The organism is Streptomyces sp. NBC_01335 (assembly GCF_035953295.1).
Lineage (GTDB): Bacteria > Actinomycetota > Actinomycetes > Streptomycetales > Streptomycetaceae > Streptomyces.
In genome coordinates, this window is sequence record NZ_CP108370.1 from 5281426 (window position 1) to 5307397 (window position 25972).

At 73.1% G+C, this 25972-nt stretch carries 23 protein-coding genes; 15 read left to right on the top strand and 8 right to left on the bottom strand.

The genetic code is table 11. From position 1 onward, the window contains the following. The first annotated feature begins 186 nt into the window (after nucleotides 1-186). A complete protein-coding gene (locus OG599_RS22835; protein WP_327177839.1) occupies nucleotides 187-792 on the top strand; it encodes a MarC family protein in 606 nt (201 codons plus the stop codon). A gap of 108 nt (nucleotides 793-900) precedes the next feature. Here the strand turns inward: OG599_RS22835 and OG599_RS22840 are convergent, their stop codons facing one another. Beyond that, nucleotides 901-1053, bottom strand: coding sequence for a hypothetical protein (locus OG599_RS22840; protein WP_327177840.1), 153 nt, complete (start codon nucleotides 1051-1053; stop codon nucleotides 901-903). Nucleotides 1054-1264: 211 nt separating this feature from the next. Here OG599_RS22840 and OG599_RS22845 point away from each other — a divergent pair, with 211 nt between their 5' ends. After that, the gene (locus OG599_RS22845; protein WP_327177841.1) at nucleotides 1265-2173 is read left to right on the top strand and encodes an NYN domain-containing protein; all 909 of its coding nucleotides are present in this window, start codon (nucleotides 1265-1267) and stop codon (nucleotides 2171-2173) included. A gap of 35 nt (nucleotides 2174-2208) precedes the next feature. Here OG599_RS22845 and OG599_RS22850 read toward each other — a convergent pair whose 3' ends face one another. Both OG599_RS22850 and OG599_RS22855 read right to left on the bottom strand, forming a co-directional pair. Then, on the bottom strand, nucleotides 2209-3069 hold the full coding sequence (locus OG599_RS22850) for an alpha/beta fold hydrolase (protein WP_327177842.1): 861 nt from the start codon (nucleotides 3067-3069) through the stop codon (nucleotides 2209-2211). Between the two features lie 205 nt (nucleotides 3070-3274). Then, nucleotides 3275-5353, bottom strand: a complete 2079-nt coding sequence (locus OG599_RS22855) for a DEAD/DEAH box helicase (RefSeq protein WP_327177843.1) — start codon at nucleotides 5351-5353, stop codon at nucleotides 3275-3277. Between the two features lie 453 nt (nucleotides 5354-5806). Here OG599_RS22855 and OG599_RS22860 point away from each other — a divergent pair, with 453 nt between their 5' ends. Next, a complete protein-coding gene (locus tag OG599_RS22860; RefSeq protein ID WP_327177844.1) occupies nucleotides 5807-6553 on the top strand; it encodes a ferritin-like fold-containing protein in 747 nt (248 codons plus the stop codon). Nucleotides 6554-6577: 24 nt separating this feature from the next. Here OG599_RS22860 and OG599_RS22865 read toward each other — a convergent pair whose 3' ends face one another. The 4 genes from OG599_RS22865 to OG599_RS22880 form a co-directional block, all read right to left on the bottom strand. Then, a complete protein-coding gene (locus OG599_RS22865; protein WP_327177845.1) occupies nucleotides 6578-6853 on the bottom strand; it encodes a hypothetical protein in 276 nt (91 codons plus the stop codon). A gap of 284 nt (nucleotides 6854-7137) precedes the next feature. Further along, nucleotides 7138-7365 carry a DUF3107 domain-containing protein gene (locus OG599_RS22870; RefSeq protein ID WP_327177846.1) on the bottom strand — a complete coding sequence of 76 codons (228 nt, stop codon included), beginning with the start codon at nucleotides 7363-7365 and terminating at the stop codon, nucleotides 7138-7140. Nucleotides 7366-7488: 123 nt separating this feature from the next. Further along, a complete protein-coding gene (locus OG599_RS22875; RefSeq protein ID WP_327177847.1) occupies nucleotides 7489-8124 on the bottom strand; it encodes a TetR/AcrR family transcriptional regulator in 636 nt (211 codons plus the stop codon). Nucleotides 8125-8421: 297 nt separating this feature from the next. After that, nucleotides 8422-8637, bottom strand: coding sequence for a hypothetical protein (locus OG599_RS22880; protein ID WP_327177848.1), 216 nt, complete (start codon nucleotides 8635-8637; stop codon nucleotides 8422-8424). Nucleotides 8638-8752: 115 nt separating this feature from the next. On the opposite strand from OG599_RS22880, the gene OG599_RS22885 reads away from it, so the two are divergent. From OG599_RS22885 to moeZ, 12 genes are all read left to right on the top strand, one after another. Continuing rightward, nucleotides 8753-9718, top strand: a complete 966-nt coding sequence (locus tag OG599_RS22885; RefSeq protein ID WP_327177849.1) for an alpha/beta fold hydrolase — start codon at nucleotides 8753-8755, stop codon at nucleotides 9716-9718. Nucleotides 9719-9726: 8 nt separating this feature from the next. Continuing rightward, nucleotides 9727-11220, top strand: a complete 1494-nt coding sequence (locus OG599_RS22890; protein ID WP_327177850.1) for a DUF3152 domain-containing protein — start codon at nucleotides 9727-9729, stop codon at nucleotides 11218-11220. A gap of 78 nt (nucleotides 11221-11298) precedes the next feature. Then, the gene (locus tag OG599_RS22895; RefSeq protein ID WP_327177851.1) at nucleotides 11299-11394 is read left to right on the top strand and encodes an Ms4533A family Cys-rich leader peptide; all 96 of its coding nucleotides are present in this window, start codon (nucleotides 11299-11301) and stop codon (nucleotides 11392-11394) included. 362 nt (nucleotides 11395-11756) lie between these two features. After that, nucleotides 11757-13481: an ABC transporter substrate-binding protein gene (locus OG599_RS22900; RefSeq protein ID WP_327177852.1), complete on the top strand. Its 1725-nt coding sequence runs from the start codon at nucleotides 11757-11759 to the stop codon at nucleotides 13479-13481. Nucleotides 13482-13483: 2 nt separating this feature from the next. Then, complete coding sequence (locus OG599_RS22905; protein WP_327177853.1) at nucleotides 13484-14467, top strand: ABC transporter permease; 984 nt, start codon at nucleotides 13484-13486, stop codon at nucleotides 14465-14467. Beyond that, complete coding sequence (locus OG599_RS22910) at nucleotides 14464-15453, top strand: ABC transporter permease (RefSeq protein ID WP_327177854.1); 990 nt, start codon at nucleotides 14464-14466, stop codon at nucleotides 15451-15453. The genes OG599_RS22905 and OG599_RS22910 overlap by 4 nt, the downstream gene beginning before the upstream one ends. After that, a complete protein-coding gene (locus OG599_RS22915; RefSeq protein WP_327177855.1) occupies nucleotides 15450-17153 on the top strand; it encodes an ABC transporter ATP-binding protein in 1704 nt (567 codons plus the stop codon). Before OG599_RS22910 ends, OG599_RS22915 begins: the two co-directional genes overlap by 4 nt. A 198-nt stretch (nucleotides 17154-17351) precedes the next feature. Next, entirely contained in the window at nucleotides 17352-19370 is a 2019-nt protein-coding gene (locus OG599_RS22920; RefSeq protein WP_327177856.1) for a DUF3492 domain-containing protein, read from the top strand. Beyond that, a complete protein-coding gene (locus OG599_RS22925) occupies nucleotides 19363-20772 on the top strand; it encodes a hypothetical protein (RefSeq protein WP_327177857.1) in 1410 nt (469 codons plus the stop codon). Before OG599_RS22920 ends, OG599_RS22925 begins: the two co-directional genes overlap by 8 nt. Before the next feature lie 329 nt (nucleotides 20773-21101). Next, on the top strand, nucleotides 21102-22067 hold the full coding sequence (locus OG599_RS22930; RefSeq protein WP_327177858.1) for an NAD-dependent epimerase/dehydratase family protein: 966 nt from the start codon (nucleotides 21102-21104) through the stop codon (nucleotides 22065-22067). After that, a complete protein-coding gene (locus OG599_RS22935; RefSeq protein ID WP_327177859.1) occupies nucleotides 22055-22888 on the top strand; it encodes a spherulation-specific family 4 protein in 834 nt (277 codons plus the stop codon). The genes OG599_RS22930 and OG599_RS22935 overlap by 13 nt, the downstream gene beginning before the upstream one ends. Before the next feature lie 85 nt (nucleotides 22889-22973). Beyond that, a complete protein-coding gene (gene moeZ, locus OG599_RS22940; RefSeq protein ID WP_327177860.1) occupies nucleotides 22974-24152 on the top strand; it encodes an adenylyltransferase/sulfurtransferase MoeZ in 1179 nt (392 codons plus the stop codon). A gap of 95 nt (nucleotides 24153-24247) precedes the next feature. On the opposite strand, the gene OG599_RS22945 is transcribed toward moeZ, so the two are convergent. Next, nucleotides 24248-25834, bottom strand: a complete 1587-nt coding sequence (locus OG599_RS22945) for an alpha/beta hydrolase (RefSeq protein ID WP_327177861.1) — start codon at nucleotides 25832-25834, stop codon at nucleotides 24248-24250. Nucleotides 25835-25972 lie beyond the last annotated feature (138 nt).

The window sequence follows — 25972 nt, forward strand, 5'->3', positions numbered from 1 at the left end:
TTTTCCGGATCTCTCCGGCCGTCGCAGCCGTGCCCGGCCGCACTCCGGTGCCGTGCGCCCTCCGCACCCTTCCCGCCGCCACCTCACCCCGGCCGGTCCCGTAGCCCCGCGCTCCGGAGGGCCGGGGCTGCCCGCGCGCGGTCACCCCCCCCGACCTGCTTGTTCTCTTCTCCCGCAAGGCTCACCGTGTTCGACGTCGCTGTTTTCGGTTCCCTCTTCCTCACCCTCTTCGTGATCATGGACCCGCCGGGGATCACGCCGATCTTCCTCGCCCTCACCGCGGGCCGCCCCGCGAAGACCCAGCGCAGGATGGCGCTCCAGGCCGTCGCCGTCGCCTTCGGGGTGATCGCCGTCTTCGGTGTCCTCGGCCAGCAGATCCTGGACTACCTGCACGTCTCCGTGCCCGCGCTGATGATCTCCGGCGGCCTGCTCCTGCTGCTCATCGCGCTGGACCTGCTCACCGGCAAGACGGACGAGCCGACGCAGACGAAGGACGTCAACGTGGCGCTCGTACCCCTCGGCATGCCGCTGCTCGCCGGACCCGGCGCTATCGTGTCGGTGATCCTGGCCGTGCAGCACGCGCACACCGTGAGCAGCCAGATCTCGGTCTGGGCGGCGATCGTCGCCATGCACGTGGTGCTCTGGCTGACCATGCGCTACTCGCTGCTGATCATCCGGGTCATCAAGGACGGCGGTGTGGTGCTGGTGACCCGGCTCGCCGGAATGATGCTCTCCGCCATCGCGGTGCAGCAGATCATCAACGGCGTCACCCAGGTCATCCAGAACAGCTGAACCGGCCCCGGCCGCCCGGGACCGGCCCCCCCGGACGCACAGCGCCCCCGTACGGAGATCCGTACGGGGGCGACTCGTCATCTCATCAAGGCGTACTGCCGGAAGGTGTTACGAGGCCGGGCTTTCGGCCGGCCGAATGTAGATGCGCTGGCCCATTGCCGCGGCCTGCTGCACGATCCGGTTGACGGAGGCGGCGTCTACGACGGTGCTGTCCACGGCGGTACCGTCGACATCGTCGAGTCGCATGATCTCGAAGCGCACAGGGCTTCCCTTCGTCCGATCCTCCTGCTGGAGAACTACTGGTCGGACGGGGATTCCCGTCCGCAAGGATAAGGAAGCGAGGCCGCACGGTCCCGCTCCCTACGAGGGGTACAACGGCGCACCCCCCGGAAAACATTCCCTACGCTAAGGAAATTTTTTGGATGTCTAAGTACCTGCAGGCAGTCGCCCCGACACGGACGTCGAGTCGCCCATGACCGAAGCCGATTTCCCCACCACCCCGGACGACATCCGCGACCGCCTGGACCTGACGAACCAACTGCTCCAGCGCGTCCTCGCCGAGGTCTCGAAGACCCCCTCCACCCACGCGATCTTCGTCGACGCGGGTTATGTCTACGCCGCCGCCGGACTCCTCGTCACCGGCACCGAGGACCGCCGCTCCTTCGACCTCGACTCCGGAGGGCTGATCGAGGCGTTCATCGAACAGGCCCGCACGATCTTCGCGGACAGCCGGCTGCTCCGCGTCTACTGGTACGACGGCGCCCGGCGCCGTATCCACACCACCGAGCAGCAGTCCATCGCCGAACTGCCCGACGTCAAAGTGCGCCTCGGCAACCTCAACGCCAACAACCAGCAGAAGGGCGTCGACTCCCTCATCCGCACCGACCTCGAATCGCTCGCCCGTCACCGCGCCATCAGCGACGCCGCGCTCGTCGGCGGCGACGAGGACCTCGTCTCGGCCGTGGAAGCCGCGCAGGGCTACGGCGCCCGGGTCCACCTCTGGGGCATCGAGGCCGCCGAGGGCCGCAACCAGGCCGAGCCGCTGCTCTGGGAGGTCGACAGCCAGCGCACCTTCGACCTGGACTTCTGTCGCCCGTACGTCACCCGCCGCCCGGTCACCACGTACGAGGACGAGGGCCCGGCGCCCTCCCGCGAGGACGTCCGCTTTGTCGGGGCGCAGGTCGCCGCCGCCTGGCTCGCCGCCAAGGGCCGGGAGTCCCTGGTCGACCTGATGCCGGGCCACCCGTACCTGCCGGGCTCCGTCGACCAGGACCTCCTGGTCGAGGCGGAACGCCTGCTCCAGCACTCCCTGCGCGGGCACGCCCCGCTGCGCCGGGCGCTGCGGGACGGCTTCTGGCAGCACCTCCAGGCGCAGTTCTAGCCGCAGACTTCAGGGGCAGACTTCAGGGGCAGAATTCAGGGAAGGCGGAGGCTCTCCCAGAACGCCACCAGCGCCGCCGCCGTCTCCTCGGGGCGCGCGGTGTTGGGGGAGTGCTCCGCGCCCACGACCGTGGTGCGGCAGGCGCCCAGCCGGGCGGCCATCGCGGTGAGCAGCCCGACCGGCCACACGTCGTCGCGCTCCCCGGAGACGACGTGGACGGGCCGGCCGGTCGCGGCCAGCTCGTCCACCCGGTCCGGCTCCACGGACAACTGGCGTCCGGTGGCGATCAGCTGCGCGGGATCGTTCATCAGCCACCGGCGGCGCAGATCCTCGCCGCCGCCGGTGTCCGCGTCCTCCGGCGGGTCCAACGCCCGCATCGCGTCCCACACCTGATCCATGGTCAGCGCGGCCAGTGCGTCGCCGAGCAGCTTCACCTTGTCCCGCTGCCCGGCGGAGACCTCGGCGGGCCCGGACGACATCAGCGTCAGCGAGCGGAAGGGCACGGGGTCCAGGAGGACGGCCGCGCGGGCGATCTGGCCGCCCAGTGAATGGCCGAGCAGGTGCGTCGGCGTGCCGTCCGCGGTGCCGAGCGCCAGCGTCTGCGCGAGGACGTCCCGCGCCAACTCGCGCTGCTCGTAATCCTCCTGACGACCCGTGCCCCGGCTCTCGTACTGCCCGCGGCCGTCCACGGCGACGGCCCGGAAACCGGCGGCGGTCAGGGGTTCGAGGAGGGCGACGAAGTCCTCCTTGCTCCCGGTGTAGCCGGGAAGCATCAGGACCGTGCCGCGCGGGTCGGTACGCGGTACGGCGTCCAGTGCGGCGAAGTCGCCGCGCGGGGTGCGCAGCGTCCGGGCACGGGCACAGGGGGGCGGGGTGAAGGTCGGCGGCCGGCTCATGGGACGAGGTTAGGGCCTCCCGTCCGGATCATGCTGGGCCGGTGGGCCGGTGGGCCGGTGGGCCGGTGGGCCGGTGGGCCGGTGGGCCGGTGGGCCGGTGGGCCGGTGGGCCGGTGGGCCCGTGTACCGGAAACGCCGGACGGCCCCGTCCCCCCGGTGTGCGGGGGGACGGGGCCGTCCGGCGTCAGGTGTGCCGCCGCGAGCGTCAGCTCTCGGTCGACGCGGCCTCGGCGGTCGCCGGGCGGGTACGCCGACGACGGGTACGGGCCGGAGCCTCGGCCGCCTCGCTCGCCACGGCCTCCGCCTCGGCGACCACCGCGGTCTCCGGCTTGGCGACGGTCCGGCGACGGCGCTTCGGCTTCTCCTCCGCGGCGTCGGCGGCCGGTGCGGCCACGGCCGCCTCGGGCTCGGCCTTCACAGCGGTCTTCGGCGCGGCGGCCTTGCGGGTGCGGGGCTTCGCCTCGGCCTTCGTCTCCGTGGCCGGCTTGGCGGCCGTACGGGGACGGCGGCGCGGGCGGCTCTCGGACTCGGGCTCCGAGGGCGGGGCGATCTGGAAGTCGACCTCGTCCTCGACGGGCTTCACGACCCGGGGACGGCGGCGCGGCTTCGTCTCGGCCGCGGGCTCGGCGAAGCCCACGGCGACGGCCACCGTCTGGAACTCCGGCTCGGCCGGAGCGGCGGCCCGGGTACGGCGACGACGGACCGGCTTGGTGGCCTCGACAGCTACGGGGGCCTCCACGACCGCCTCCGGCGCCTTCGCGACCGGTGCGGGAGCCTCGGCCACCGCGACGGCTGCCGCCTCGGCGGCGACGGCCTCCGCGACACCGACCCGGCCACGACGGCGGCGGCGCGGGGTGCGCGGCTCCGTCGACCCGGCGACCTGGCCGCTCTCCGGGGCCGGTACGGCCTCGGACGCGGGTGCGGGCACCGTGGCGACGCCCTCCTCCTGGCCGGCTCCGCCACGGGTGCGGCGGCGCTGACGCGGGGTGCGCGCGGGGCGCTCCTCGCGGGGCTCACGGGCCTCACGGGCGGGACCCGAGGAGGCGGGAGCCTTGCGTCCCCGGCCACCGGTCTCGCCGAGGTCCTCGAGCTCCTCCGCGCGCAGACCCGCACGGGTCCGCTCGGCACGCGGCAGTATGCCCTTCGTGCCCTCGGGAATGCCGAGGTCCGAGAACAGGTGCGGCGAGGTGGAGTACGTCTCCGGGGGGTCCGGGAACTTCAGGTCCAGCGCCTTGTTGATCAGCTGCCAGCGCGGGATGTCGTCCCAGTCCACCAGCGTGACGGCGGTGCCCTTGGCGCCCGCGCGGCCGGTGCGGCCGATGCGGTGCAGGTAGGTCTTCTCGTCCTCGGGCGACTGGTAGTTGATGACGTGGGTCACACCCTCGACATCGATACCGCGCGCCGCGACGTCGGTGCAGACGAGGACGTCGACCTTGCCGTTGCGGAACGCGCGCAGCGCCTGCTCGCGCGCGCCCTGACCGAGGTCGCCGTGGACCGCGCCGGAGGCGAAACCGCGCTTCTCCAGCTGCTCCGCGATGTCGGCGGCGGTGCGCTTGGTGCGGCAGAAGATCATCGCCAGTCCCCGGCCGTCGGCCTGGAGGATGCGCGAGACCATCTCGGGCTTGTCCATGTTGTGCGCCCGGTACACGAACTGGGTCGTGTTCTTGACCGTCGTGCCCTCGTCGTCGGGCGACGTGGCGTTGATGTGCGTGGGCTGCGACATGTAGCGGCGGGCGAGGCTGATCACGGCGCCGGGCATCGTCGCCGAGAAGAGCATCGTCTGACGCTTCGTCGGCAGCATCGTGAGGATGCGCTCGACGTCGGGCAGGAAGCCCAGGTCCAGCATCTCGTCGGCCTCGTCGAGGACGAGCGCGCGGACGTGGGACAGGTCCAGCTTGCGCTGGCCCGCCAGGTCGAGCAGGCGGCCGGGGGTGCCGACGACCACGTCGACGCCCTTCTTCAGCGCCTCGACCTGGGGCTCGTACGCCCGGCCGCCGTAGATGGCCTGGACGCGGACGTTACGGACCTTGCCGGCGGTGAGGAGGTCGTTGGTGACCTGCTGGCAGAGCTCGCGGGTGGGGACCACGACGAGCGCCTGCGGCGCGTCCGTCAGCTTCTCGGGCGCGGCCCGGCCCGCCTCGACGTCGGCGGGGACGGTGACGATCTCCAGGAGGGGCAGGCCGAAGCCCAGCGTCTTGCCGGTGCCGGTCTTCGCCTGGCCGATGACGTCGCTGCCGGAGAGCGCGACGGGGAGCGTCATCTCCTGGATCGGGAAGGGGGACATGATGCCGACGGCTTCGAGGGCCTCGGCCGTCTCGGGGAGAATCCCGAGGTCGCGGAAGGTAGTCAGGGTGCTGCCTCTTCTGTGAGACGCGGACCGAGGCGAACGCTGGGGGTCGTACCGTGCCGGGGTTGGTCATCCGGCCCTGGGAGAGGGCGCGGGTGGCGCGGGACCACTGCCGTCGCTCGAGCGCTCGTGCCGCTGAGGGGGCCCCTCATCTGCGGTCGTACGGTGTGTACGACCCGCGTGGAGGGCTGTCGGGTCGGAGCCGATCGGGCCACCGACCGGGCATCCTCATTCAAGGGCGCGCCCCTGTCGTACGAAAATGCTCAGTAGGCGCAATACCACTGTACCCCGGATTCGCGCATGCGTGTTGGGCGAATTCATCGGAACGGTGTGATCTCGGCGATGGACCAGGCCCTTACCACCAGGGCCGTGCGGGCTATTGTGCGGTCCATGGAGACGCCTGACAACGCCGCTCGCACGCCCGACGAAGCCCCCGCACCCACCGGCACCGCCGCCGGAAGCTGGTCGACGGCATCGGTCGACCCGCAGTACCGCGCCGCCGTGGTGGACCTGCTGGGCGCCCTCGCGTACGGGGAACTGGCCGCCTTCGAGCGGCTCGCCGAGGACGCCAAACTCGCGCCGACCCTCGGCGACAAGGCGGAACTGGCGAAGATGGCCTCCGCGGAATTCCATCATTTCGAGCAGCTCACCGACCGGCTGTCGACGATCGGCGAGAACCCGACCGGGGCCATGGAGCCGTTCGCCAGGGCGCTGGACGACTTCCACCGCCAGACCGCCCCCTCCGACTGGCTGGAAGGCCTGGTCAAGGCGTACGTCGGCGACTCGATCGCCAGCGACTTCTACCGCGAGGTCGCCATCCGGCTCGACGCGGACACCCGGGACCTGGTGCTCGCCGTCCTGGACGACACCGGCCACGGGAACTTCGCGGTGGAGAAGGTACGGGCCGCGATCGAGGCCGACCCCCGCGTCGGCGGCCGGCTCGCCCTCTGGGCCCGGCGGCTGATGGGCGAGGCGCTCTCGCAGGCCCAGCGGGTGGTCGCCGACCGCGACGCGCTCTCCACGATGCTGGTGGGCGGCGTCGCGGACGGTTTCGACCTCGCCGAGGTCGGCCGGATGTTCTCCCGGATCACCGAGGCGCACACCAAGCGGATGGCCGCCCTGGGCCTAGCGGCCTGACCGCCCGGCCTGCGCCGGCGGCCTTCAGCGCGCGGCCGGAGAGCCGGTGATCCGGCTCCGGCGGCGCGGCCGGATCAGCAGCGACAGCGTCACCGCCGAGACCACCAGTGCACCGGCGACCGTGGCCGGGGCGTGTCCGGAGTAGAGCACACCGTCCGTCAGATACGCCCCGAACAGGGCTCCCAGGGCGCCGGTGGGGTACACCGCGCGGGCCGACGGGAGCCGGCCGGGCAGGACGCGGAGGGCGGCCCAGGACAGGGCGAGACCGACCACGGCGGAGCCGAAGGATTCCCAGATCACGGAGCATCACCTCGCGGAGTTCGTCGGTACGTCCCCGCAGGTGCGGGGGGCGCGGGGGCTTCGCGGCCCCGGGGCCTCGCGTCCGGACGATTCCGGGCGGAAGACCTTCCGCCGTCCTACCCGTGACCTGCGTCACGCAACCCTGCCGTGACCCGGGGGAAACCTTTCGGCGGAGCGCCACGTTCCGCCGGGTCGGCGTTCGGGGCGGCGCGGGCCCCGAACGCGCGGAGCGGCCCGGCGGGAAATCCCGCCGGGCCGCTCCGTCGTGCCGCGCGTGGTGCCGCTTACAGTGCGCCGAACCCGACACGCCGGGCAGCCGGCTCGCCGATCTCGACGTACGCGATCCGGTCGGCCGGCACGAGGACCTTGCGGCCCTTGTCGTCCGTGAGGCTGAGCAGCTGCGCCTTGCCGCCGAGCGCCTCGGCGACCGCGCTCTCGACGTCCTCGGCGGAAAGCCCGCTCTCCAGAACGATCTCGCGGGGCGTGTGCTGCACCCCGATCTTGACCTCCACGGCTATGTCCCTCCGACGGTCAGTCCCTGCGCGGTAGCCGCGCCGTACGCAGCCACATTAGCCCGGTGGGCCGAGCGCTCAGGGCCCGACCGGCCACGCCCGCAGCGAACACGCCGGGTGTCGCTATTCGGCCCCGTGCAGCGGGAAGCCCGCGATGCCGCGCCAGGCGAGCGAGGTGAGCAGCTGCACCGCCGTGTCGCGCGGGATGCCGGAGGGGCTGGAGAGCCAGTAGCGGGCCACCACCTGCGCGACCCCGCCGAGCCCGACGGCCAGCAGCATCGATTCGTCTTTGGACTGGCCGGTGTCGCCCGCGATGACGTCCGAGATCGCCTCTGCGCACTGGAGGGAGACCCGGTCCACCCGCTCGCGCACGGCGGGCTCGTTGGTCAGGTCCGACTCGAAGACCAGGCGGAAGGCGCCGCCCTCGTCCTCCACGTACGCGAAATAGGCGTCCATGGTGGCCTCGACGCGCTGCTTGTTCTCCGTCGTCGACGCGAGGGCGGTGCGCACCGCCTGGAGCAGCGACTCGCAGTGCTGGTCGAGGAGGGCCAGGTACAGCTCCAGCTTCCCGGGGAAGTGCTGGTAGAGGACCGGCTTGCTGACGCCGGCCCGCTCGGCGATGTCGTCCATCGCGGCGGCGTGGTACCCCTGTGCGACGAAGACCTCCTGGGCGGCGCCCAGGAGCTGGTTGCGTCGGGCGCGGCGGGGCAGGCGAGTGCCCCGCGGGCGCGCTGCCTCTGTCTGCTCGATGGCGCTCACGCCGCCTCCCAAATGTGTGTTCCGACACGGTGTCCACTGCTGACCGCGCCGCATGGCCATCGTACTTTTGGGTAACCCGGGTGCGCGCGGCGCGGACGCAGAATTTCACGGACCGGACAACTCCGGTAGCCATGGGCCGGGGTCGCAACCTCGTCCGGGCCGGGACGAACCGGTCCTGACATGCACGTTTCGTCGGTAATCATCCAGGTCGGGGCGACTTCCGGTCATTTCCCGGCCCTCCGGCGGACGCTCCGGTCCGCCCCGTCACCGGCCGCGGCGGCGGCCGGCGGGGCGCGGTCAGCGGTAGTCGTCCTCGTCCTCGACGACCACCTTGGTCTGCTCCGCGACGTCGGCCGCGTCGGCCTCCTCGCCGCCGGCCTCCGTCAGCGGGTCGTCGTCCTCCTGCCGGACCTCCGTACGCTGCTCCGCGGCGTCCGCGTCGGGGGCCTCCAGTCCCGGCGGGTCCGGCTGCTCGTTCTCGAACGTCTCCGGGTCCCTCGGGTCGACCGTCATGGTGACTCCCTTCCGTCCCTCATCCGAAAGCCTATGAGCTTGGCTCCTGCCCCGCGATGCGGCCTGTGACCGCGAACACATGAATCGGCGCGTGATCGTCTCGTAACATTGCCGCATGTCTTCGACCGAGCTGCCGGGTGTCCAGGCCGCCGCCGCGGCGGTCGCCCCCACGGTCAGTGCCGTGCACGTCGGGTCCGGGGAGAGTCTGCGCACCGTCCCCCTGGCCGGCCTGAGCCTGACCGTCCGTTCCCGGCCCGGCGTGCGCGCCGGGCTCCCTCCGGCGCTGTACGTCCACGGGCTGGGCGGGTCCTCGCAGAACTGGTCCGCCCTGATGCCGCTCCTGGCGGACGTGGTGGACGGCGAGGCGGTCGACCTGCCCGGGTTCGGCGACTCACCGCCGCCGGACGACGGCGCGTACTCGGTGACCGCGCACGCCCGGGCGGTCATCCGGCTGCTCGACGCGCAGGCGCGCGGCCCGGTCCACCTCGTCGGCAACTCGCTGGGCGGCGCGGTCTCCACCCGGGTCGCGGCCGTCCGCCCCGACCTGGTGCGCACCCTCACCCTGATCTCGCCCGCCCTGCCCGAGATCCGCGTCCAGCGCCCGGCCGTACCGACCGGGCTGCTGGCGCTCCCCGGGGTCGCCGCGCTCTTCTCCCGGCTCAGCCGGGGCATGACCGCCGAACAGCGCACCCGCGGGGTCATGGCACTCTGTTACGGCGATCCGTCGCGGATCACCGAGGAGGGGTTCCGCCAGGCGGTGGCCGAGATGGAACGGCGGATGGAACTGCCGTACTTCTGGGACGCCATGGCGCGCTCCGCCCGCGGCATCGTCGACGCGTACACGCTCGGCGGGCAGCAGGGACTGTGGCGCCAGGCCGAGCGGGTGCTCGCGCCGACGCTCCTGGTGTACGGCGGACGGGACAAGCTCGTCTCGTACCGGATGGCGCGCAAGGCCTCCGGAGCGTTCCGCGACGCGCGCCTGCTGTCGCTGCCCGAGGCCGGGCACGTGGCGATGATGGAGTACCCGGAGGCGGTCGCCCAGGCGATCCGGGAATTGGTGGACGACAACGGCGGGAGCTGATCCGGGGCGTGGGACGACACAGCCGAAGGGGCGCCGAGGCCGAAGGTCCGGCGGGCGAAGCCGCACCGGCCCAGGCCGGTGCGCCGGGGGCGGGCTCCGGCAGTGGCCGCCGCAGGAGGGCGACCGAACCGGCGTCCTCCGGGCGCGACGGACAGCGGTCGCCCGAGGCGCCCGCGGACACCCCGTTCCAGGGCGTCCCGCAGGTGCGCGGCGGCCACCCCGAACACCGTGAACCCGGCGGCGGCTGGGGCACGGGACCGCAGCCGCGCTACGGCCGCGGCGAGGCCCAGGGGCCCGGACGGCCCGCCGGCCAGGCCCGGCAGCAGACACGTTCGGGCGAATTTCCGCCCGGCCGACCGGGCGGTGACCCGCACGCCGGTGACCCCCGCGCCGGCGACCCGCGTGCCTCCGGGCGGCGGCCGGAGGGCGCGGTGGGTGCGCCGGTCGGCCGGTCGGTTTCCCGGCCCGCGCCCGGCGGTACGCCGCTGATACCTGGCCCCCGGCCCGAGTTCGTGGATGCGTTCGACGCCCCGTCGGTAGGACTTCCGGTACGGCCCGTCCCCTCGCGGGTCTCCGTGCCCGCCGAGGGACCCGAGGCCGGGGAGCGGCGCGACGACGGTCCGGACGGCGGCGTCGAGGGCGGCGCCGGGGACGGCACCGAAGGCACGGACGGCACCCCGGGCAAGGGCGGCCGGGGCGGCAAGGGCCGGACGTTCACCGGTATCGCGGCGGCCGCGGTGACCACCGTGCTCGCCGTGGTCGTGGCCGGGCAGGTGGCCCAGAGTCACGGCGGTGACGGCTCTCCGCAGGTCTCCGGCACCCGGGGGAGCGGCCAGGGAGGTTCGCGCTCCGACGCCCGTCCGACCGCCGGGACGGCCAAGTCCGCACCGCTCAAGGCCATGTCGTACGAGGAGAAGATGGCCACGCCCTACCCGCTCGCCGCCGATCTGGCGGGCGGCGGGAAGTTCGAGGTCGTCCCGGGCGCGGCGAAGGCACCCGGCACCGGGCACGAGTACCGCTACCGGATCGACGTGGAGGTGGGACTCGGTCTCGACCAGGGCCTCTTCGCCGAGGCCGTGCAGAAGACCCTCAACGACGACCGCAGTTGGGCGCACCACGGGGACATGACGTTCGAGCGGATCTCCACGGGCACGCCCGACTTCGTCATCACCCTGGCCAGCCCCGGCACCACCGGAGTCTGGTGCGCGAAGTCCGGCCTGGACACCACCGAGGACAACGTCTCCTGCGACTCCGCGTCCACCGAGCGCGTCATGATCAACGCCTACCGGTGGGCCCAGGGTTCGGTCACCTTCGGTCCCGACAAACTCCTGCCCTACCGGCAGATGCTCATCAACCACGAGGTCGGACACCGGCTCGGGCACAACCACGTGAGCTGCCGGACCCCGGGAACGCTCGCGCCCGTGATGCAGCAGCAGACGAAGTCACTCGACATCGACGGCATCACATGCAAGCCCAACCCTTGGGTCTACCCCGCCAGTTGATCCAGCCTGTCCACATGTTGGTACGACCGTCTCATTTCGCATTGACATGCCGATGAGCGGTCGTTCATATTTCTCCGCATGTCACGCATTCTGATCACCTCCGAGAGCGCCGCCCTGGAGCGCGCGCTCATCGGCGTGACCAGGCACTGCGTCGCCGACATTCTCTGTCGCTGACCCCTGCCCGGTCGTGCTCCGGCCGTCGTCCGCAGCCCCGAAGGGCATTCGGCACGGCGCTCCGGCCCACGTCCCCGGCACCCACCGGCCCGCAGGCGCGGCCCCTTCCGGCAGATGACCCGGTCCAGGTTCCTCCAGGACCGGGCCCGCCCCTCCACGCGCCGGCCGGCCGAACGGACCTGCTCCTCCCCCGGGGGCCTCGCACGACGCGTACGGGCACCCGGTGAAGCACCCGTGCTCCTGCGGTCCCCGTACTCCGGCGCCCTCTCCCGAGCTGGCCGCCTTCCGTTGTTTTCTCCTGCTTTCTCCTGCTTTCTTCAGCTCGCCGATCCGGCCGAGCGGTACCGAGAGGTCCTCTTCCGATGCGTCAACCGTCCGTCATATCCCGCCGCGTCGCAGCGGCCGTCGTGGTCCTCGTCGTGGGCTCGTCCGTCGCGGCCTGCGGCCCGAAGGAGAGCGGGAGCGACACCGGTTCCGATGCCTCCTCGGCCGCTCCCGCCAAGGGCGGCACCCTCAGCGTCCTCAACCGCACCCCCCAGGTGAACTTCGACCCGGCGCGGCTCTACACCTCCGGCGGCGGCGCCGTCCCGTCGCTGGTCTTCCGCACCCTCACCACCCGCAACCGCGAGGCCGGCGCCGCCGGCGCCGAGGTGGTCCCCGACCTGGCGACCGACCTGGGCACGCCCAGCGAGAACGCCACCGTGTGGACGTACACGCTCAAGGACGGGCTGAAGTACGAGGACGGCACCGCGATCACCAGCGCGGACGTCAAGTACGGCATCGAGCGCTCCTTCGCCGCCGAACTCTCCGGCGGCGCGCCCTACCTGCGCGACTGGCTGATCGGCGGCGCCGACTACGAGGGGCCGTACAAGGACAAGAAGGGCCTCGCGTCGATCGAGACGCCCGACGACCGGACCATCGTCTTCCACCTGAACAAGCCGGAGGGCGAGTTCCCCTACCTGGCGACGCAGACCCAGACCACACCGGTGCCGCAGGCCAAGGACACCGGCGCGACCTACGAGAACCACCCCGTCTCCTCCGGACCGTACAAGGTCGTCTCCAACGAGGGCGACGGCGAACACCTCGTCCTGGAACGCAACCCCTACTGGTCCGAGAAGACCGACTCCGAGCGCAAGGCCTACCCGGACAAGATCGACGTCCGCTCCGGTCTGGACTCGGCCGTCGTCAACCAGCGTCTCTCCGCCTCGCGCGGGGCCGACGCCGCCGCGATCACCACCGACACCAACCTGGGGCCGGCCGAACTCGCCAAGGTCACGGGCGACAAGGCCCTCGCCGCCCGCGTCGGCGAAGGCCACTTCGGCTACACCAACTACATCGCCTTCAACCCGAAGGTGAAGCCGTTCGACAACCCGAAGGTGCGCCAGGCGATCTCGTACGCCGTCAACCGCACCTCCGTCATCAACGCGGCCGGCGGCTCCTCGCTCGCCGAGCCCGCCACCACCTTCCTGCCCGAGCAGAAGTCCTTCGGGTACACGCCGTACGACGCCTTCCCCTCCGGTACCACGGGCGACGCGGCCAAGGCCAAGGAGCTGCTGAAGGAAGCCGGTTACCCGAACGGGCTGACCGTCACCCTCACGCACGACAACGAGAAGAACTTCGCCACCAGCCCCGAGGTCGCCACCGCGATCCAGGAAGCCCTGAAGAAGGCCGGGATCACGGTCAAGCTCCAGGGACTCGAGGACAACGCCTACTCGGAGACCGCGTACAACGTGAAGACCGAGCCCGGCTTCTTCCTCGCCGGCTGGGGCGCCGACTGGCCCTCGGGCGGCCCCTTCCTCGCACCGATCTTCGACGGCCGCCAGATCGTCGAGGATGGCTACAACTTCAACACCGGCCGCCTGAACGACGCCTCGGTCAACAAGGAGATCGACGAGATCAACCAGCTGACCGACCTCGACGCCGCCGCCGCGCGCTGGGGCGCGCTGGACAAGAAGATCGGCGAGCAGGCACTGACCGTGCCGCTCTTCCACCCGGTCTACCAGCGCCTCTACGGCGCGGACGTGAAGAACGTCGTCATCAGCGACTGGACCGGCGTCCTCGACATCTCCCTGGTCTCGGTCAAGTAGTCATGAGCGAAGCTCTGCCGGCCACGGAGGCGGGGACCGACACGGCCCCCGCCTCCGTGGCGCTCCCGTTCTGGCGCCGGCTCCGCGCCCGGCGCTCCGCACTCGTGGCGGCCGTCGTCGTCACGCTGCTCGCCCTCACCGCCCTGGCCGCCCCGCTGCTCGCGGCGGCCGAGGGCCAGGACCCCAACGCCTTCCACGCCGACCTGGTGGACTCCGCGACCGGCGGCGTCCCCCTCGGCTCCTTCGGCGGGATCAGCGCCGACCACTGGCTCGGCGTCGAACCCCTCACCGGCCGCGACCTGTTCGCCCGCGTCGTCTACGGCGCCCGCGTCTCGCTCGGCGTGGCACTCGCCGCCACCCTGATCCAGGTCGTCGTCGGCGTCACCCTCGGCATGGCGGCCGGACTCGGCAACCGCCTCGTCGACCAGGTGATCAGCCGTGCCACCGACATCGTCGTCGCCCTCCCCGTCATGGTCACCGCGCTCGGCGCGCTCGCCGTGGTCCCCGCGGGCTTTCCCCGCCCCGTGCTGATCGCGGGCATGGTCGGGCTCGTCGGCTGGGCCCACCTCTCCAAGGTCGTACGCGCCCAGACCCTCGCCCTCAAACAGGCTGACCACGTCTCCGCCGCCCGGCTCAGCGGCTGGAGCGGCGCGCGGATCGCCCGGCGCGAACTGCTGCCCGGCCTCGCCGCACCCGTCATCACCTACGCCGTGCTGCTCTTCCCCGGCAACATCGTCATGGAGGCCGCGCTCTCCTTCCTCGGCGTCGGCATCAAGCCGCCCACGCCGTCCTGGGGACAGATGCTCAGCGACGCGGACACCTGGTACCAGGCCGCGCCCACCTACCTGCTCGTCCCCGCCCTGCTCCTCTTCGTCACCGTGCTGGCGCTGACGGTGCTGGGCGAGGGGGTACGCAACGCCCTCGACCCCCGAGTCGCCTCGCGGCTGCGGGTCGGCACCGGAACCAAGAAGGAGGCCGGCGCATGACCCGCTTCCTGCTGCGGCGCCTCGGCGGAGCTGTCCTCGTGCTCTTCGCCCTCAGCGTCCTCGTGTACGCCGTCTTCTACGTCGCCCCGGGCGACGTCGCGCAGATCGCCTGCGGCCCTCGCTGCTCGCCCGCCCAGGTCGCCCAGGTCACCGCGCAACTCCGGCTCGACGACCCGGTGTACGTGCAGTACGCCCACTTCGTCCAGTCCCTCTTCACCGGCCACGACTACTCGACCGGCACCGGCACCGAGCACTGCCCGGCACCCTGCCTCGGCCGTTCCTACCGGGACGACGAGCAGGTCACGCGGCTGATCCTCAGCAAGCTCCCCGCCACCGCCTCGCTCGCCGCCGGCGCCTTCGTGCTCTGGATCCTCGTCGGGGTCGGCACCGGTCTGCTCTCGGTGTGGCGGCGCGGCCGGGCGACCGAGCGGATTCTCACCGGGGTGACGCTGGCGGGCATGGCCACGCCCGTGTTCGTGCTGGGCCTGATGCTGATCATCGTCTGCTGCTCGACGCTGCAGATCCTCCCGTTCCCCGTCTACGTCCCGCTGACCGACGACCCCGAACAGTGGTTCTGGAACCTGCTGCTGCCCTGGGTCTCGCTGGCCCTCGTCTCCGCCGCCCCGTACGCCCGGATGACCCGCGCGGCGATGCTGGAGACCCTCGCCGAGGACCATGTGCGCACCTTCCGCGCCTACGGGGTGAGCGAGCGGCGGATCGTCGTCCGGCACGCCCTGCGCGGAGCGCTCGCACCCGTGATCGCGCTCGGCGCGGTGGACATCGGCACGATGTTCGGCGGCGCCGTGCTCACCGAGTCGCTCTTCAACATCCCCGGCGTCGGCCGGGAACTCGTCGACGCCGTCCAGACCGTCGATCTCCCCGTCGTCGTCGGACTGGTGCTCGTCACCGGATTCTTCGTCGTCCTCGCCAACGTCGTCGCGGACATCCTGCACGCGGCGGCCGACCGTCGGGTGGTGCTGTCATGAGCTTGGTCGAGGTATCCGGTCTGACCATCGACTTCGGCGGCGTGCGCGCCGTCGACGACCTCTCCTTCACCCTGGAGAAGGGCGGCGCCCTCGGGGTCGTCGGGGAGTCCGGCTCCGGCAAGAGCGCCTCCGCGTACGCCCTGCTCGGCCTCCACCGGGGGACCGGGGCGGTCGTGGGCGGCTCGGTCACCGTGGCCGGGGTCGACGTGCAGGCCGCGGACGACGCGGGACTGCGGGCGCTGCGCGGCGCCAAGGCCGCCATGGTGTTCCAGGACCCGCTCTCCTCGCTCGACCCCTACTACGCCGTCGGCGACCAGATCGCCGAGGTGTACCGGGTGCACCACCGGGTCTCCCGGCGCGCCGCCCGGGCCCGCGCGGTGGACGTCCTCGGCCGGGTCGGCATCCCGGATCCGGTACGCCGCTCGCGCTCCCGGCCGCACGAGTTCTCCGGCGGCATGCGGCAGCGGGTGCTCATCGCCATGGCGCTGGCCTGCGAGCCCGAACTGCTCATCGCCGACGAACCGACCACCGCCCTGGACGTCACCGTGCAGGCGCAGGTCCTCGACCTGCTCCACGACCTCCGCCGGGAGACCGGCATGGGACTGCTGCTCGTCACCCACGACGTCGGGGTCGCCGCCTCGACCGTCGACGACATCCTGGTGATGCGGGGCGGCCGGGACGTCGAACGCGGTCCGGTCGCCGAGGTGCTGGGCGCTCCCCGGCACCCGTACACCCGCGCGCTCCTGTCCGCCGTTCCCCGCGTCGACGCGCCGCGCGACCAACGCGTCGCCGCGGCCCCCCGGGCCGGTGCCGCCGTCCCGGGGTCAGCCGTCCCGGGGTCAGCCGTCTCCGGGGCCGTCGTCTCCGGGGCCGTCGACGAGGGCGAGCCGCTGCTCGAAGCGGTGGACCTGCGGTGCGAGTTCGGCCGGGGACGCGACCGGGTCACCGCCGTCGACGGCGTCTCGCTCACCCTCCGGGCCGGCGAGACGCTCGGCATCGTCGGCGAGAGCGGGAGCGGTAAGACCACCCTCGGGCGCATGCTGGTACGCCTTCTCGACCCGACCGACGGCCGGCTCCGCTACGCGGGAACGGAGATCGGCGCGCTGTCGGCGAGGGAGCTGCTTCCCCACCGGCGCGAGCTCCAGATGATCTTCCAGGACCCGGTCGCCTCCCTCAACCCGAGGCGCTCCGTGGGCGAGTCCGTCGCCGATCCGCTGCGCGCGGCCGGCGAGCGCGACGACACCCGCATCCGGCAGAGGGTCCGCGAACTCCTGGAGCGCGTGGGGCTGGACGCGGCCCGGTACGACAGCTACCCGCACGAGTTCAGCGGCGGGCAGCGCCAGCGGGTCGGGATCGCCCGCGCGCTCGCCGCCGAACCCCGGATCATCGTCTGCGACGAGCCCGTCTCCGCGCTCGACGTCACCACCCAGGCCCAGGTCGTCGCGCTCCTCGCGGAACTCCAGCGGGAGCTCGGCATCGGCCTCGTCTTCATCGCCCACGACCTCGCCGTGGTCAGGCAGGTCAGCGACCGGGTCGCGGTCATGCGCCACGGCCGGATCGTCGAACAGGGTGCCGTCGAGGAGGTGTACGGCTCTCCCCGGGACCCGTACACCCGGCAGCTCCTGGCGGCCGTGCCCGCCCTCGATCCGGGGGCGGCGGCGGCCCGGCGGGCCGCGCGCAAGGAGCTCACCGCGGCCTGACGGGGCGTGCGGCGGAGGCGCCCCGAGGGGCGATTCGCGCCGAAACGCGCGGAGACCGGGAAAGTTACGCCGGTTCACCCCTTCTGGTGGCGTGACGGACAACCGTCCGTCGCGCCACCGGCGTATCCGCTTACGGTCGTCCCGACGCTGGTCACCGGCCAACGGTGGCCGCCCACATGGGAGATCGGGGGTGTACTCGTGCGTATCGGCCTGCTCACCGACGGCGGTTATCCGTATGCGGACGGTGAGTCCAGACTGTGGTGCGACCGCTTGGTACGTGGTCTGCCCCAGCACGAGTTCGACCTCTACGCGCTGAGCCGCTCCGCCCACCAGGAGAAGCTCGGCTGGGTGAGCCTGCCGCCCCAGGTGGGGCAGGTGCGGACCGCGCCGCTGTGGACCACGCCGCTCGGCGCGCCGGACGCGAGCGCGCGCCAGGACGAACCGGGCGGCCGCCTCGCCCGGCTCGTGACGGGCAGCGGGGGCGCCTACGGCCGCCGCGAGCGCCGGCGCTTCACGGCGCATCTGACGGCGCTCGCCACGGCGGTCAGCGCCTCTGGCGTCGGCACACCGGTGTCCGCCGGGAGCGAGGCGCCGGGAGGGGCCGGGCGGGCGGCGGACGGATCGGCCGGACTCTTCGCCGAAGCGCTCTACGGACTCGCCGAACTGGCCCGGGAACACGGCGGACTGCCCACCGCGCTCCGCTCCGAGACGGCCCTGCGCGTGCTGGAGACCGCCTGCCGCGCCCGGGGCACCGGCCGCACCGTCCAGCGCGCCACCGTCACCGACCACCTGGCCTTCGCCACCGAACTCGCCCGTCTGCTGCTGCCGCTCTCGCTCGACTGGTACACCGCCGAGGCGCTCGGCGGCGTGGACGTCTGCCACGCGGCCTCCGGCGGCACCGCCGCCCTCCCCGGACTGCTGGCCAAACGCTTCTTCGGCGTTCCCCTCCTGGTCACCGAGCACGGGCTGCCGCTCCGCACGCACTACCTCTCCGCCACGGACGCGCCGTTCGGTGCTCCGGTACGCGCCCTGCTCGCCAACCTCCACGCGCTCCTGGCGGCCGAGGTCTACCGCCAGGCCGCCGTCGTCACCCCCGGCAACACTCACGTACGCCGCTGGCAGCAGCGCTGCGGCGCGGACGCCGCGAAGCTGCGCACGGTCTACCCGGGCATGGAGACCGGGCGCTTCCCGCAGGTGGGCGAGGGCGACAGCGCCGGACCGGACACCCTGGTGTGGGTGGGCCGGGTCGAGCCCGCCAAGGACCTCGTCGCCCTGCTGCACGCCTTCGCCGAGGTGCACCGGGCCGAACCCGGGGCCCGGCTGCGGATCTTCGGCGCCCCCGCCGAAGGAGCCGAAGGCGCCGCGTACCTCGCGCACTGCCGCGCCCTGGCGGAGCTGCTCTTTCCCGGGACCACCGGTGACGGGGGCGAGGACGGTACGGGGAGCGCTGGCCCGGACCGGGACGACGCCGGGGACGCGGACGCGCGGGGGACGGGGGAGTCCGGGGCCTCGGGGCCCGGGGCCCCGGAAAGCCCGGTCGCCTTCGAGGAGATCGGCGGAGCTGCCGGAGCGGACGATCTCGCCGGAGCGTACGCGGCGGGCGGGGTCGTCGTGCTGTCCAGCGTCGTCGAGGGCTTCCCGATCAGCCTGGTGGAAGCGATGTTCTGCGGCCGGGCCACCGTCTCGACGGACGTGGGCGCGGTGGTCGAGGTCATCGGCGGCACCGGCCTCGTGGTCCCCCCGCGCGACACCCCGGCGCTCGCGGACGCCTGCCTCGCGCTGCTGCGCGACCCGGAGCGCCGTGCGCGCCTGGGCGAGGCGGCGCGGGCGCGGGCGCTCGAACTCTTCACCGTGGAGCAGAACCTCGCCGCCTTCCGCTCGCTCTACCAGGAGCTCACCACGGGCCACCCGCCGCACCCGACGGGCACCGCCCCGACGGGCACCGCCCCGACGGGTACCGCCCCGACGGGCACCGTCCCGGCCGCCGACGGCCCGGCGGGGGCCGGGAGCGCGCGGAGCGGCGGAGCACCGGACGTCTCGACGCCCCGCCCCTTCGCGGCCCCGGCCGAGGAGTACGTACGCCAGGGCCGGCCCCGTACCGAACCGGCGGGGCGACGGCCCGTCAGGGCGGCCGCCGGGCGGACCCCGGCCTGGGCCGCGGCACCCGAGAAGGTCGGCGCCGGCGCGACGGCCGGAGCGGGGGACGGCGATGCGTGACCCCCTCGACCACCTGTCCGCCCCGGGCAACGAACCGTACGGAGGAACCCTCATGGGCCGCGCGCCCGAAGCCCTCGACGTGCCGAACGGTCCCTCGCCCGCGACCGCGTCACCCGCCCCGGAGGCCGGACCCGTCCCGGCGGAGCCGGTCACGGCGGAACACGGTGCGACGGAACACGTCCCGGCCGGACACGTCCCCCAGGTGGACGCGGAGGCCGAACCGGCGGAGGCGGAACCCGTGGGGGCGGAACCCGTGAAGGCGGAGCCCACGGAGGTGGCAGGCGCCGCGCCGGCCGTCCCCGCCCCGAGGACCGTCCCCGCCCCGAGGGCCGTCCCCGCGTCGGCCGACCCCGTGCGCGCCCTGCTGCACCGCCACCGCGAGCTCTGCGAGCGCGCCGTCGACCCGCTGGAGATCGCCGCCGGTCTGGAGGCGCACGGGCTCACGGACCGGGCCGCCGCCCGCTACCGCCACCGGGACGTCTTCTCGCTGGCCGAGGAGCTCTACGCCCGGGTTCCCCGGCCCGCCACCGGCCCGGTCCGGGCGGTCGCCGACCGTCGGGCCGGTCACGAACCCGGCCACCGCGCCGCCTGGAGCCTGCACGCCCTGCTGCCCGGGGCCGCCTGCCTCGCCACCGTCGGGGCGCTCCGGGTGACGGAGGGGGCGCTCGGCACCGGCGCGCGGAACGTCCTGACGGCCGCCGGCGTCCTGCTGGTCTGCCTCGCGCTCCGGTCCGCCCTGGCCGCCGGCCCGCTGCACGCCCCTGCGGGCTCCGGCCGGACCGCCCGCTACACCTGCTGGCTCCTCGGCTACGCGGTGTACGGGGAGGAACTGCTCGCCCAGGTCCTCAGCGGTGGCCCCGACGGCCACTGGCCCGGCACCCCGGCCCCGCTCCTCGGCCTCTCCCTCGCCGTGGTCCCGGCCGCCTGGTGCGCCCACATCTTCGCCGTGCACGCCCGGCGCAGACTCGGCGGCAGCCGGGCGCTGGAGGAGTTCGGCGCGGGGGTGCGCCCCGTACTGCTGACGAGCGTCGCGCTCTTCCTCGCCGCCCTCCTGCCGCTCATGCTCCTCGCGGACCTCGGGTACGGCGGACACGGCGTCCCGCTCTCGGCCTACGCCCTCGGGCTGCTGCTCTTCCTGGCCCGGCTGGAGACCGCGCACGGCCTCCCGGCCCCCGCCGTCACCGCGCTGGCCGCCGCCTGCGCGGTCGAGGCGGCGGCCCCGCTCCTCGTGCTGAGCGGCCGGCTGCCCGGCCTCGGCCTGCTGGCCCGGCCCGTGGACCTGCTGGTGATGACGGGCGGTACCGGCGCGGTACCCGCCCTGGCCTGCGGCGGAGCCGCGCTAGGGCTGCTGGCGCACGCAGCCGTCGCGCTCTCCCGCGCCTCCGCCCACCACCGTCACTGACCCCCGCGCGCACCGACGCGGCGCGCACCGACACCGCGCACCGACCCGCGCACCGGACCGCGCGCACCGGCCGCGAGGGGCGCCGCCGCCGGACCCTGCCCGGTCCGGCCGACGACCGCACCACCGCGCACGACCGCACCACCGCGCACCGACCACCCGCGCACCATCCCGTACCACCGCGCACCACCCCGTACTTCCCGCCCACCGCCCGCGGAGCCGATCCCGCGGGAGATCCGTACCGCACACGCCTTTCCCACCAAGGAGAAACCGGACATGACCCGCCGACCCGCCGCACCGGCCACGCGCCGCCGGCACCCAGGGAGTGCACGATGAGGGTTCTGCTGCTCGGCGCCAACGGATTCCTCGGCCGCTTCGTCGCGGACCGCCTGCTGGCCGACCCGGCCGTCCACCTCACGGCCCTCGGCCGGGGCGACGACGCCGACGTACGGTTCGACCTCGCGGGCGGCAGCCCCGGGGCGCTCACCCGCTTCCTGGACGCCGTCCACCCCGGGGTCGTCGTCAACTGCGCCGGGGCCACCCGGGGCCAGGCCCGCGAACTGACCCGGCACAACACCGTCGCCGTCGCCACCGTCTGCGAGGCACTGCGCCGCAGCGGCTGCGGGGCGCGGCTCGTCCAGGTCGGCTGCGCCTCGGAGTACGGGCCCTCGCAGCCCGGGTCCTCCACCGCCGAGGACGCCGTGCCGCGCCCCGGCGGCCCGTACGGCGTCAGCAAGCTCGCCGCCACCGAACTCGTCCTCGGCTCCGGGCTCGACGCGGTCGTGCTGCGGGTCTTCTCGCCGGTCGGCCCCGGCACTCCGGCCGGCTCCCCGCTCGGCCGGCTCGCCGAGGCCATGCGCCGTGCGATGCAGTCCGGCGACGGCGAGCTGAAGCTCAGCGGGCTCGGCGTCCAGCGCGACTTCGTGGACGTACGGGACGTGGCGCGGGCCGTGCACGCCGCCTCGCTCTCCGCCGCCCAGGGCGTCGTCAACATCGGTACCGGCCGGGCCGTCCGGCTGCGCGACGCCGCAGCCGTCCTCGCCCGGGTCTCCGGGTTCGCCGGTGTGCTGCACGAGTTGGAGGCACCGCCCGGCCGTCTCCCGATCGGCGCCCAGCGCACCTCCGCCGAATCGGTGATGGAGCACCTCGCGGCCACCCCGTCGCCCTACCCGGACGGCTGCGGCGCCTGGCAGCAGGCCGACGTGCGCACCGCCCGCGACCGACTGGGCTGGCGCCCCCGGATCAACCTGGAGGAGTCCCTCGCCGATATCTGGATGGAGGCGGCGTGCCGCATCTGACCGGCACGGGAACGGCCCGCCGGGCGAGCGGCAATGAGCAGATGGGTTTCGGTGTGCCTGGATACGCTCACCCGTTGCTCGCGCCCACGGAGTGGGCGGAACTCACCCGCCCCGGTACACCGTTGCACTGGGCGGTCCTCAACATCGCGGACGGGCCGGGCACCCGGCCCGACCCGCACTGCCTGGAAGCGGCCGGAAAGCTGCACAACGCCCGGGAGCGCGCCCTGCAGGGGTGCGCTCCCGGCGCCGGCGCCCCGGGCGGCCGGCTGCTCGGACACCTCGATCTGGTCCACGGGGCGCGGCCGTTCGGTGATCTCGTCGTGGACGCCAAGCGGTTCCTGGACTGGTACCGGGTCGGCGGCTTCTACCTCGGCCGCTGCCCCACCGAGCGGGCCGGCCTCCCGGCGGTCCGCCGGCTCACCGCCACCCTGCGCGAACTGGTCGCGCAGAGCGAGATCGACCAGGGTGCCCCGGCCGGTGACGGCGGGCGGATCGTGCTGGGGCTCGGCACCCATCCGTACCCCGGCTACGCCGAGGCCGCCGACCAGCTCGTCACCTTCCAGGGGGCCTGGCCCGACTACCGCTGGTCGCAGGTGGCCCAGTGGACCGCCGAGTACCCGCCCGAGCGGTTCGCGCACTTCGTCCACGGCGTCCCGCGCACCCACCTCGACGAGGCGATGCGCATCGCGCGGTGGCAGGGCGCCGGCACGATCTTCTTCACCGACCGGGACGGACGTAACCGGCAAACCGATCCATTCGCGGCGCTGCCCGGTTACTGGGACGAAATCGTCTCGCGGATCGGACCGGGTATCTCGGAATGAGTGAGGGCGTGGCAGTGTTACCGGGAGAACAACCGTACGTAACTGAAGTACGTAGAAACCGACCACCTGCATTGTTGAGGTTCCTGTGTCGCTGCCACCCTTGGTCGAGCCGGCTGCCGAGCTCACCGTCGATGAGGTCCGCAGGTACTCCCGCCACCTGATCATCCCGGATGTCGGGATGGACGGACAGAAGCGGCTGAAGAACGCGAAGGTGCTCTGTGTCGGCGCCGGCGGCCTCGGCTCGCCCGCGCTGATGTACCTGGCCGCCGCCGGCGTCGGCACGCTCGGCATCGTGGAGTTCGACGAGGTCGACGAGTCGAACCTGCAGCGCCAGATCATCCACAGCCAGGCCGACATCGGCCGCTCCAAGGCCGAATCGGCCAAGGACTCGGTGCTGGGCATCAACCCGTACGTGAACGTGATCCTGCACGAGGAGCGGCTCGAAGCCGAGAACGTGCTGGAGATCTTCGCCCAGTACGACCTGATCGTGGACGGCACGGACAACTTCGCCACCCGCTATCTCGTCAACGACGCGGCCGTACTGCTGAACAAGCCGTACGTCTGGGGCTCCATCTACCGGTTCGACGGACAGGCGTCCGTGTTCTGGTCCGAGCACGGCCCCTGCTACCGCTGCCTCTACCCGGAGCCGCCCCCGCCGGGCATGGTTCCCTCCTGCGCCGAGGGCGGGGTGCTGGGCGTGCTCTGCGCGTCCATCGGCTCCATCCAGGTCACCGAGGCCATCAAGCTGCTCGCCGGTGTCGGCGACCCGCTCGTCGGCCGTCTGATGATCTACGACGCGCTGGAGATGCAGTACCGCCAGGTCAAGGTGCGCAAGGACCCCGACTGCGCGGTCTGCGGCGAGAACCCGACCGTCACCGAGCTCATCGACTACGAGGCCTTCTGCGGCGTCGTGTCCGAGGAGGCGCAGGAGGCGGCGCTCGGCTCCACGATCACTCCCAAGCAGCTCAAGGAGTGGATCGACGCCGACGAGAAGATCGAGATCATCGACGTCCGCGAGCCGAACGAGTACGAGATCGTCTCGATCCCGGGCGCCAAGCTGATCCCGAAGAACGAGTTCCTGATGGGCAACGCCCTCCAGGGCCTGCCGCAGGACAAGCGCATCGTCCTGCACTGCAAGACCGGTGTCCGCAGCGCCGAGGTCCTCGCGGTCCTCAAGTCGGCGGGCTTCGCCGACGCGGTGCACGTGGGCGGCGGCGTCATCGGCTGGGTCAACCAGATCGAGCCGTCGAAGCCGGTCTACTAGGCCGTGCCCTAGGCCGTGTGTCGAAGAGGGGCCGCGCCACGGAGTGATCGTGGCGCGGCCCCTCTTCGCGTACCCGGACCCGTGTCCGTGCCGTGTCAGGACGAGCAGACCGAGCCGTCCGCCGGGATCTTCCCGTCCAGGAAGTAGGCGTCCGTCCTCGCGGTCACGCAGGTGCCGTTGCCGTAGGAGCCGTGACCCTCGCCCTTGTTGGTGAGCATCACGCCGACGCCCTTGCCGAGTTCGTCCGCCATCCGCTTCGCGCCCTCGTACGGGGTCGCCGGGTCGCCGGTCGTCCCGATCACCAGGATCGGCGCCGCGCCCGGGGCGCTCGCCTCCGGGGTGTCGTGCTCCCCGGCCACCGGCCAGTCCGCGCACCAGCCGGCGGTGTCCCAGGCGAGGAACGGGCCGAAGACCGGCGAGAGCTTCCGGAACTCCGGCAGCAGCGCCCGGGCCTCGTCGGCGGTCGGCCGCGCCGTGCTGTCCGCGCAGGAGATGGCCCGCTGGGACTGCGACATCGTGTCGTAGTGCCCGTTCTCGTCCCGGCCGTTGTACGAATCGGCGAGCGCGAGCAGTGTGTTGCCGGTGCCGTTGTTCTCCGCCTCGTCGAGCGCCTGCGTCAGCGCCGGCCAGTTGCTCTGCGAGTAGAGGGGAGCCACGATCCCGGTGACGGCGAGCGACTCGGTGAGCATGCGGCCGGAGTCGGTCGGCAGCGGGTCCTTGTCCAGCTTCGCGAGCAGCCGGGCGATGCGCGCGCTTCCCGCCTCCGGGTCCTCGCCCCGGTCCTTGAGGTAGTCCTCCAGTGCGCGCTGGAAGCCCGTCGCCTGGTTCCGGGCGTGCCCGAGCGTGTCCGCCGTGGGGTCCACGACCGCGTCCAGCACCACCCGGCCGACGTTCTCCGGGAAGAGGTGGGCGTACGTACCGCCCAGCTCCGTGCCGTAGGACATGCCGAAGTAGTACAGCTTCGAGTCGCCGAGCACCTGGCGGATCAGGTCCATGTCGCGGGCGGTGTTGGTGGTCGTCAGGTACGGCAGGATCGTGCCGGAGCCCTTCTCGCAGCCGGCGCCCATGTCCGCGCCGTCCTTCAGGAAGGCCGCCTCCTCCGCCGGAGTGTCCGGGGTCATGTCGACGCGTTTCAGGGCCGCTTCGGTCGCGCCGTCGCTCCGGCAGTCCACCCCCTCGCTGGCGGCGACCCCGCGCGGGTCGAAACTGACCAGGTCGTAGCGGGAGTTGAGCTTTCCGTACGAGCTCGCCGCCTGGGGCAGGATGCTCACCCCGGAGCCTCCCGGGCCGCCGAAGTTGAAGAGGAGCGAACCGATCCGCTCCTTGGCGGAGGTCGCCTGACGCTTGATCAGGGCGATGCCGATCGTCTCCCCGTCCGGCTTCCGGTAGTCCAGCGGCACCTGGACGGTGGCGCACCGCCAGCGGCTGCCGGGCGCCTCACCGCCCTCGGGGGCCTCGCACTTCTGCCAGTCGGCCTTCTGCGAGGTGAGCGCGGCCGGCAGCGCGGTGCCGGCGGGCGTGGGCGTGGCGGTCGCGGAGGCGGCCGGAGTCCCGGCGGTCGCGCTGCCCTTGTCCGAGGGGGCGGCCTCCGTCGAGCCGTCGCAGCCCGCGAGCGCGACCGCGGAGAGCAGCGCCGCCCCCGCCAGAGCCGTGACGCGGCGAGCGCGTGGGTGCATGTGCATGGTGTCGTCGTCCTCCCCGATGCCCAGAACGGTGGACCGCCCCGGCACGACCTGTGTGCCGCCACGGTAGTGGGGCCGTGGGCAGCGCGGGCCGCCGGGAGCCGTACGCACACGCCTCCCGGCGGCCGGCGGCCTCCC

What these genes read in the sequence shown, in the direction of transcription:
- OG599_RS22905 (WP_327177853.1), top strand. Translation starts at nt 13,484, where the DNA reads ATGAGCGAAGCTCTGCCGGCCACGGAGGCGGGGACCGACACGGCCCCC.
- OG599_RS22900 (WP_327177852.1), top strand. Translation starts at nt 11,757, where the DNA reads ATGCGTCAACCGTCCGTCATATCCCGCCGCGTCGCAGCGGCCGTCGTG.
- OG599_RS22895 (WP_327177851.1), top strand. Translation starts at nt 11,299, where the DNA reads ATGTCACGCATTCTGATCACCTCCGAGAGCGCCGCCCTGGAGCGCGCG.
- OG599_RS22855 (WP_327177843.1), bottom strand. Translation starts at nt 5,353, where the DNA reads ATGTCCCCCTTCCCGATCCAGGAGATGACGCTCCCCGTCGCGCTCTCC.
- OG599_RS22850 (WP_327177842.1), bottom strand. Translation starts at nt 3,069, where the DNA reads ATGAGCCGGCCGCCGACCTTCACCCCGCCCCCCTGTGCCCGTGCCCGG.
- OG599_RS22885 (WP_327177849.1), top strand. Translation starts at nt 8,753, where the DNA reads ATGTCTTCGACCGAGCTGCCGGGTGTCCAGGCCGCCGCCGCGGCGGTC.
- OG599_RS22910 (WP_327177854.1), top strand. Translation starts at nt 14,464, where the DNA reads ATGACCCGCTTCCTGCTGCGGCGCCTCGGCGGAGCTGTCCTCGTGCTC.
- OG599_RS22845 (WP_327177841.1), top strand. Translation starts at nt 1,265, where the DNA reads ATGACCGAAGCCGATTTCCCCACCACCCCGGACGACATCCGCGACCGC.
- OG599_RS22930 (WP_327177858.1), top strand. Translation starts at nt 21,102, where the DNA reads ATGAGGGTTCTGCTGCTCGGCGCCAACGGATTCCTCGGCCGCTTCGTC.
- OG599_RS22880 (WP_327177848.1), bottom strand. Translation starts at nt 8,637, where the DNA reads ATGACGGTCGACCCGAGGGACCCGGAGACGTTCGAGAACGAGCAGCCG.
- OG599_RS22860 (WP_327177844.1), top strand. Translation starts at nt 5,807, where the DNA reads ATGGAGACGCCTGACAACGCCGCTCGCACGCCCGACGAAGCCCCCGCA.
- OG599_RS22925 (WP_327177857.1), top strand. Translation starts at nt 19,363, where the DNA reads ATGCGTGACCCCCTCGACCACCTGTCCGCCCCGGGCAACGAACCGTAC.
- OG599_RS22915 (WP_327177855.1), top strand. Translation starts at nt 15,450, where the DNA reads ATGAGCTTGGTCGAGGTATCCGGTCTGACCATCGACTTCGGCGGCGTG.
- OG599_RS22945 (WP_327177861.1), bottom strand. Translation starts at nt 25,834, where the DNA reads ATGCACATGCACCCACGCGCTCGCCGCGTCACGGCTCTGGCGGGGGCG.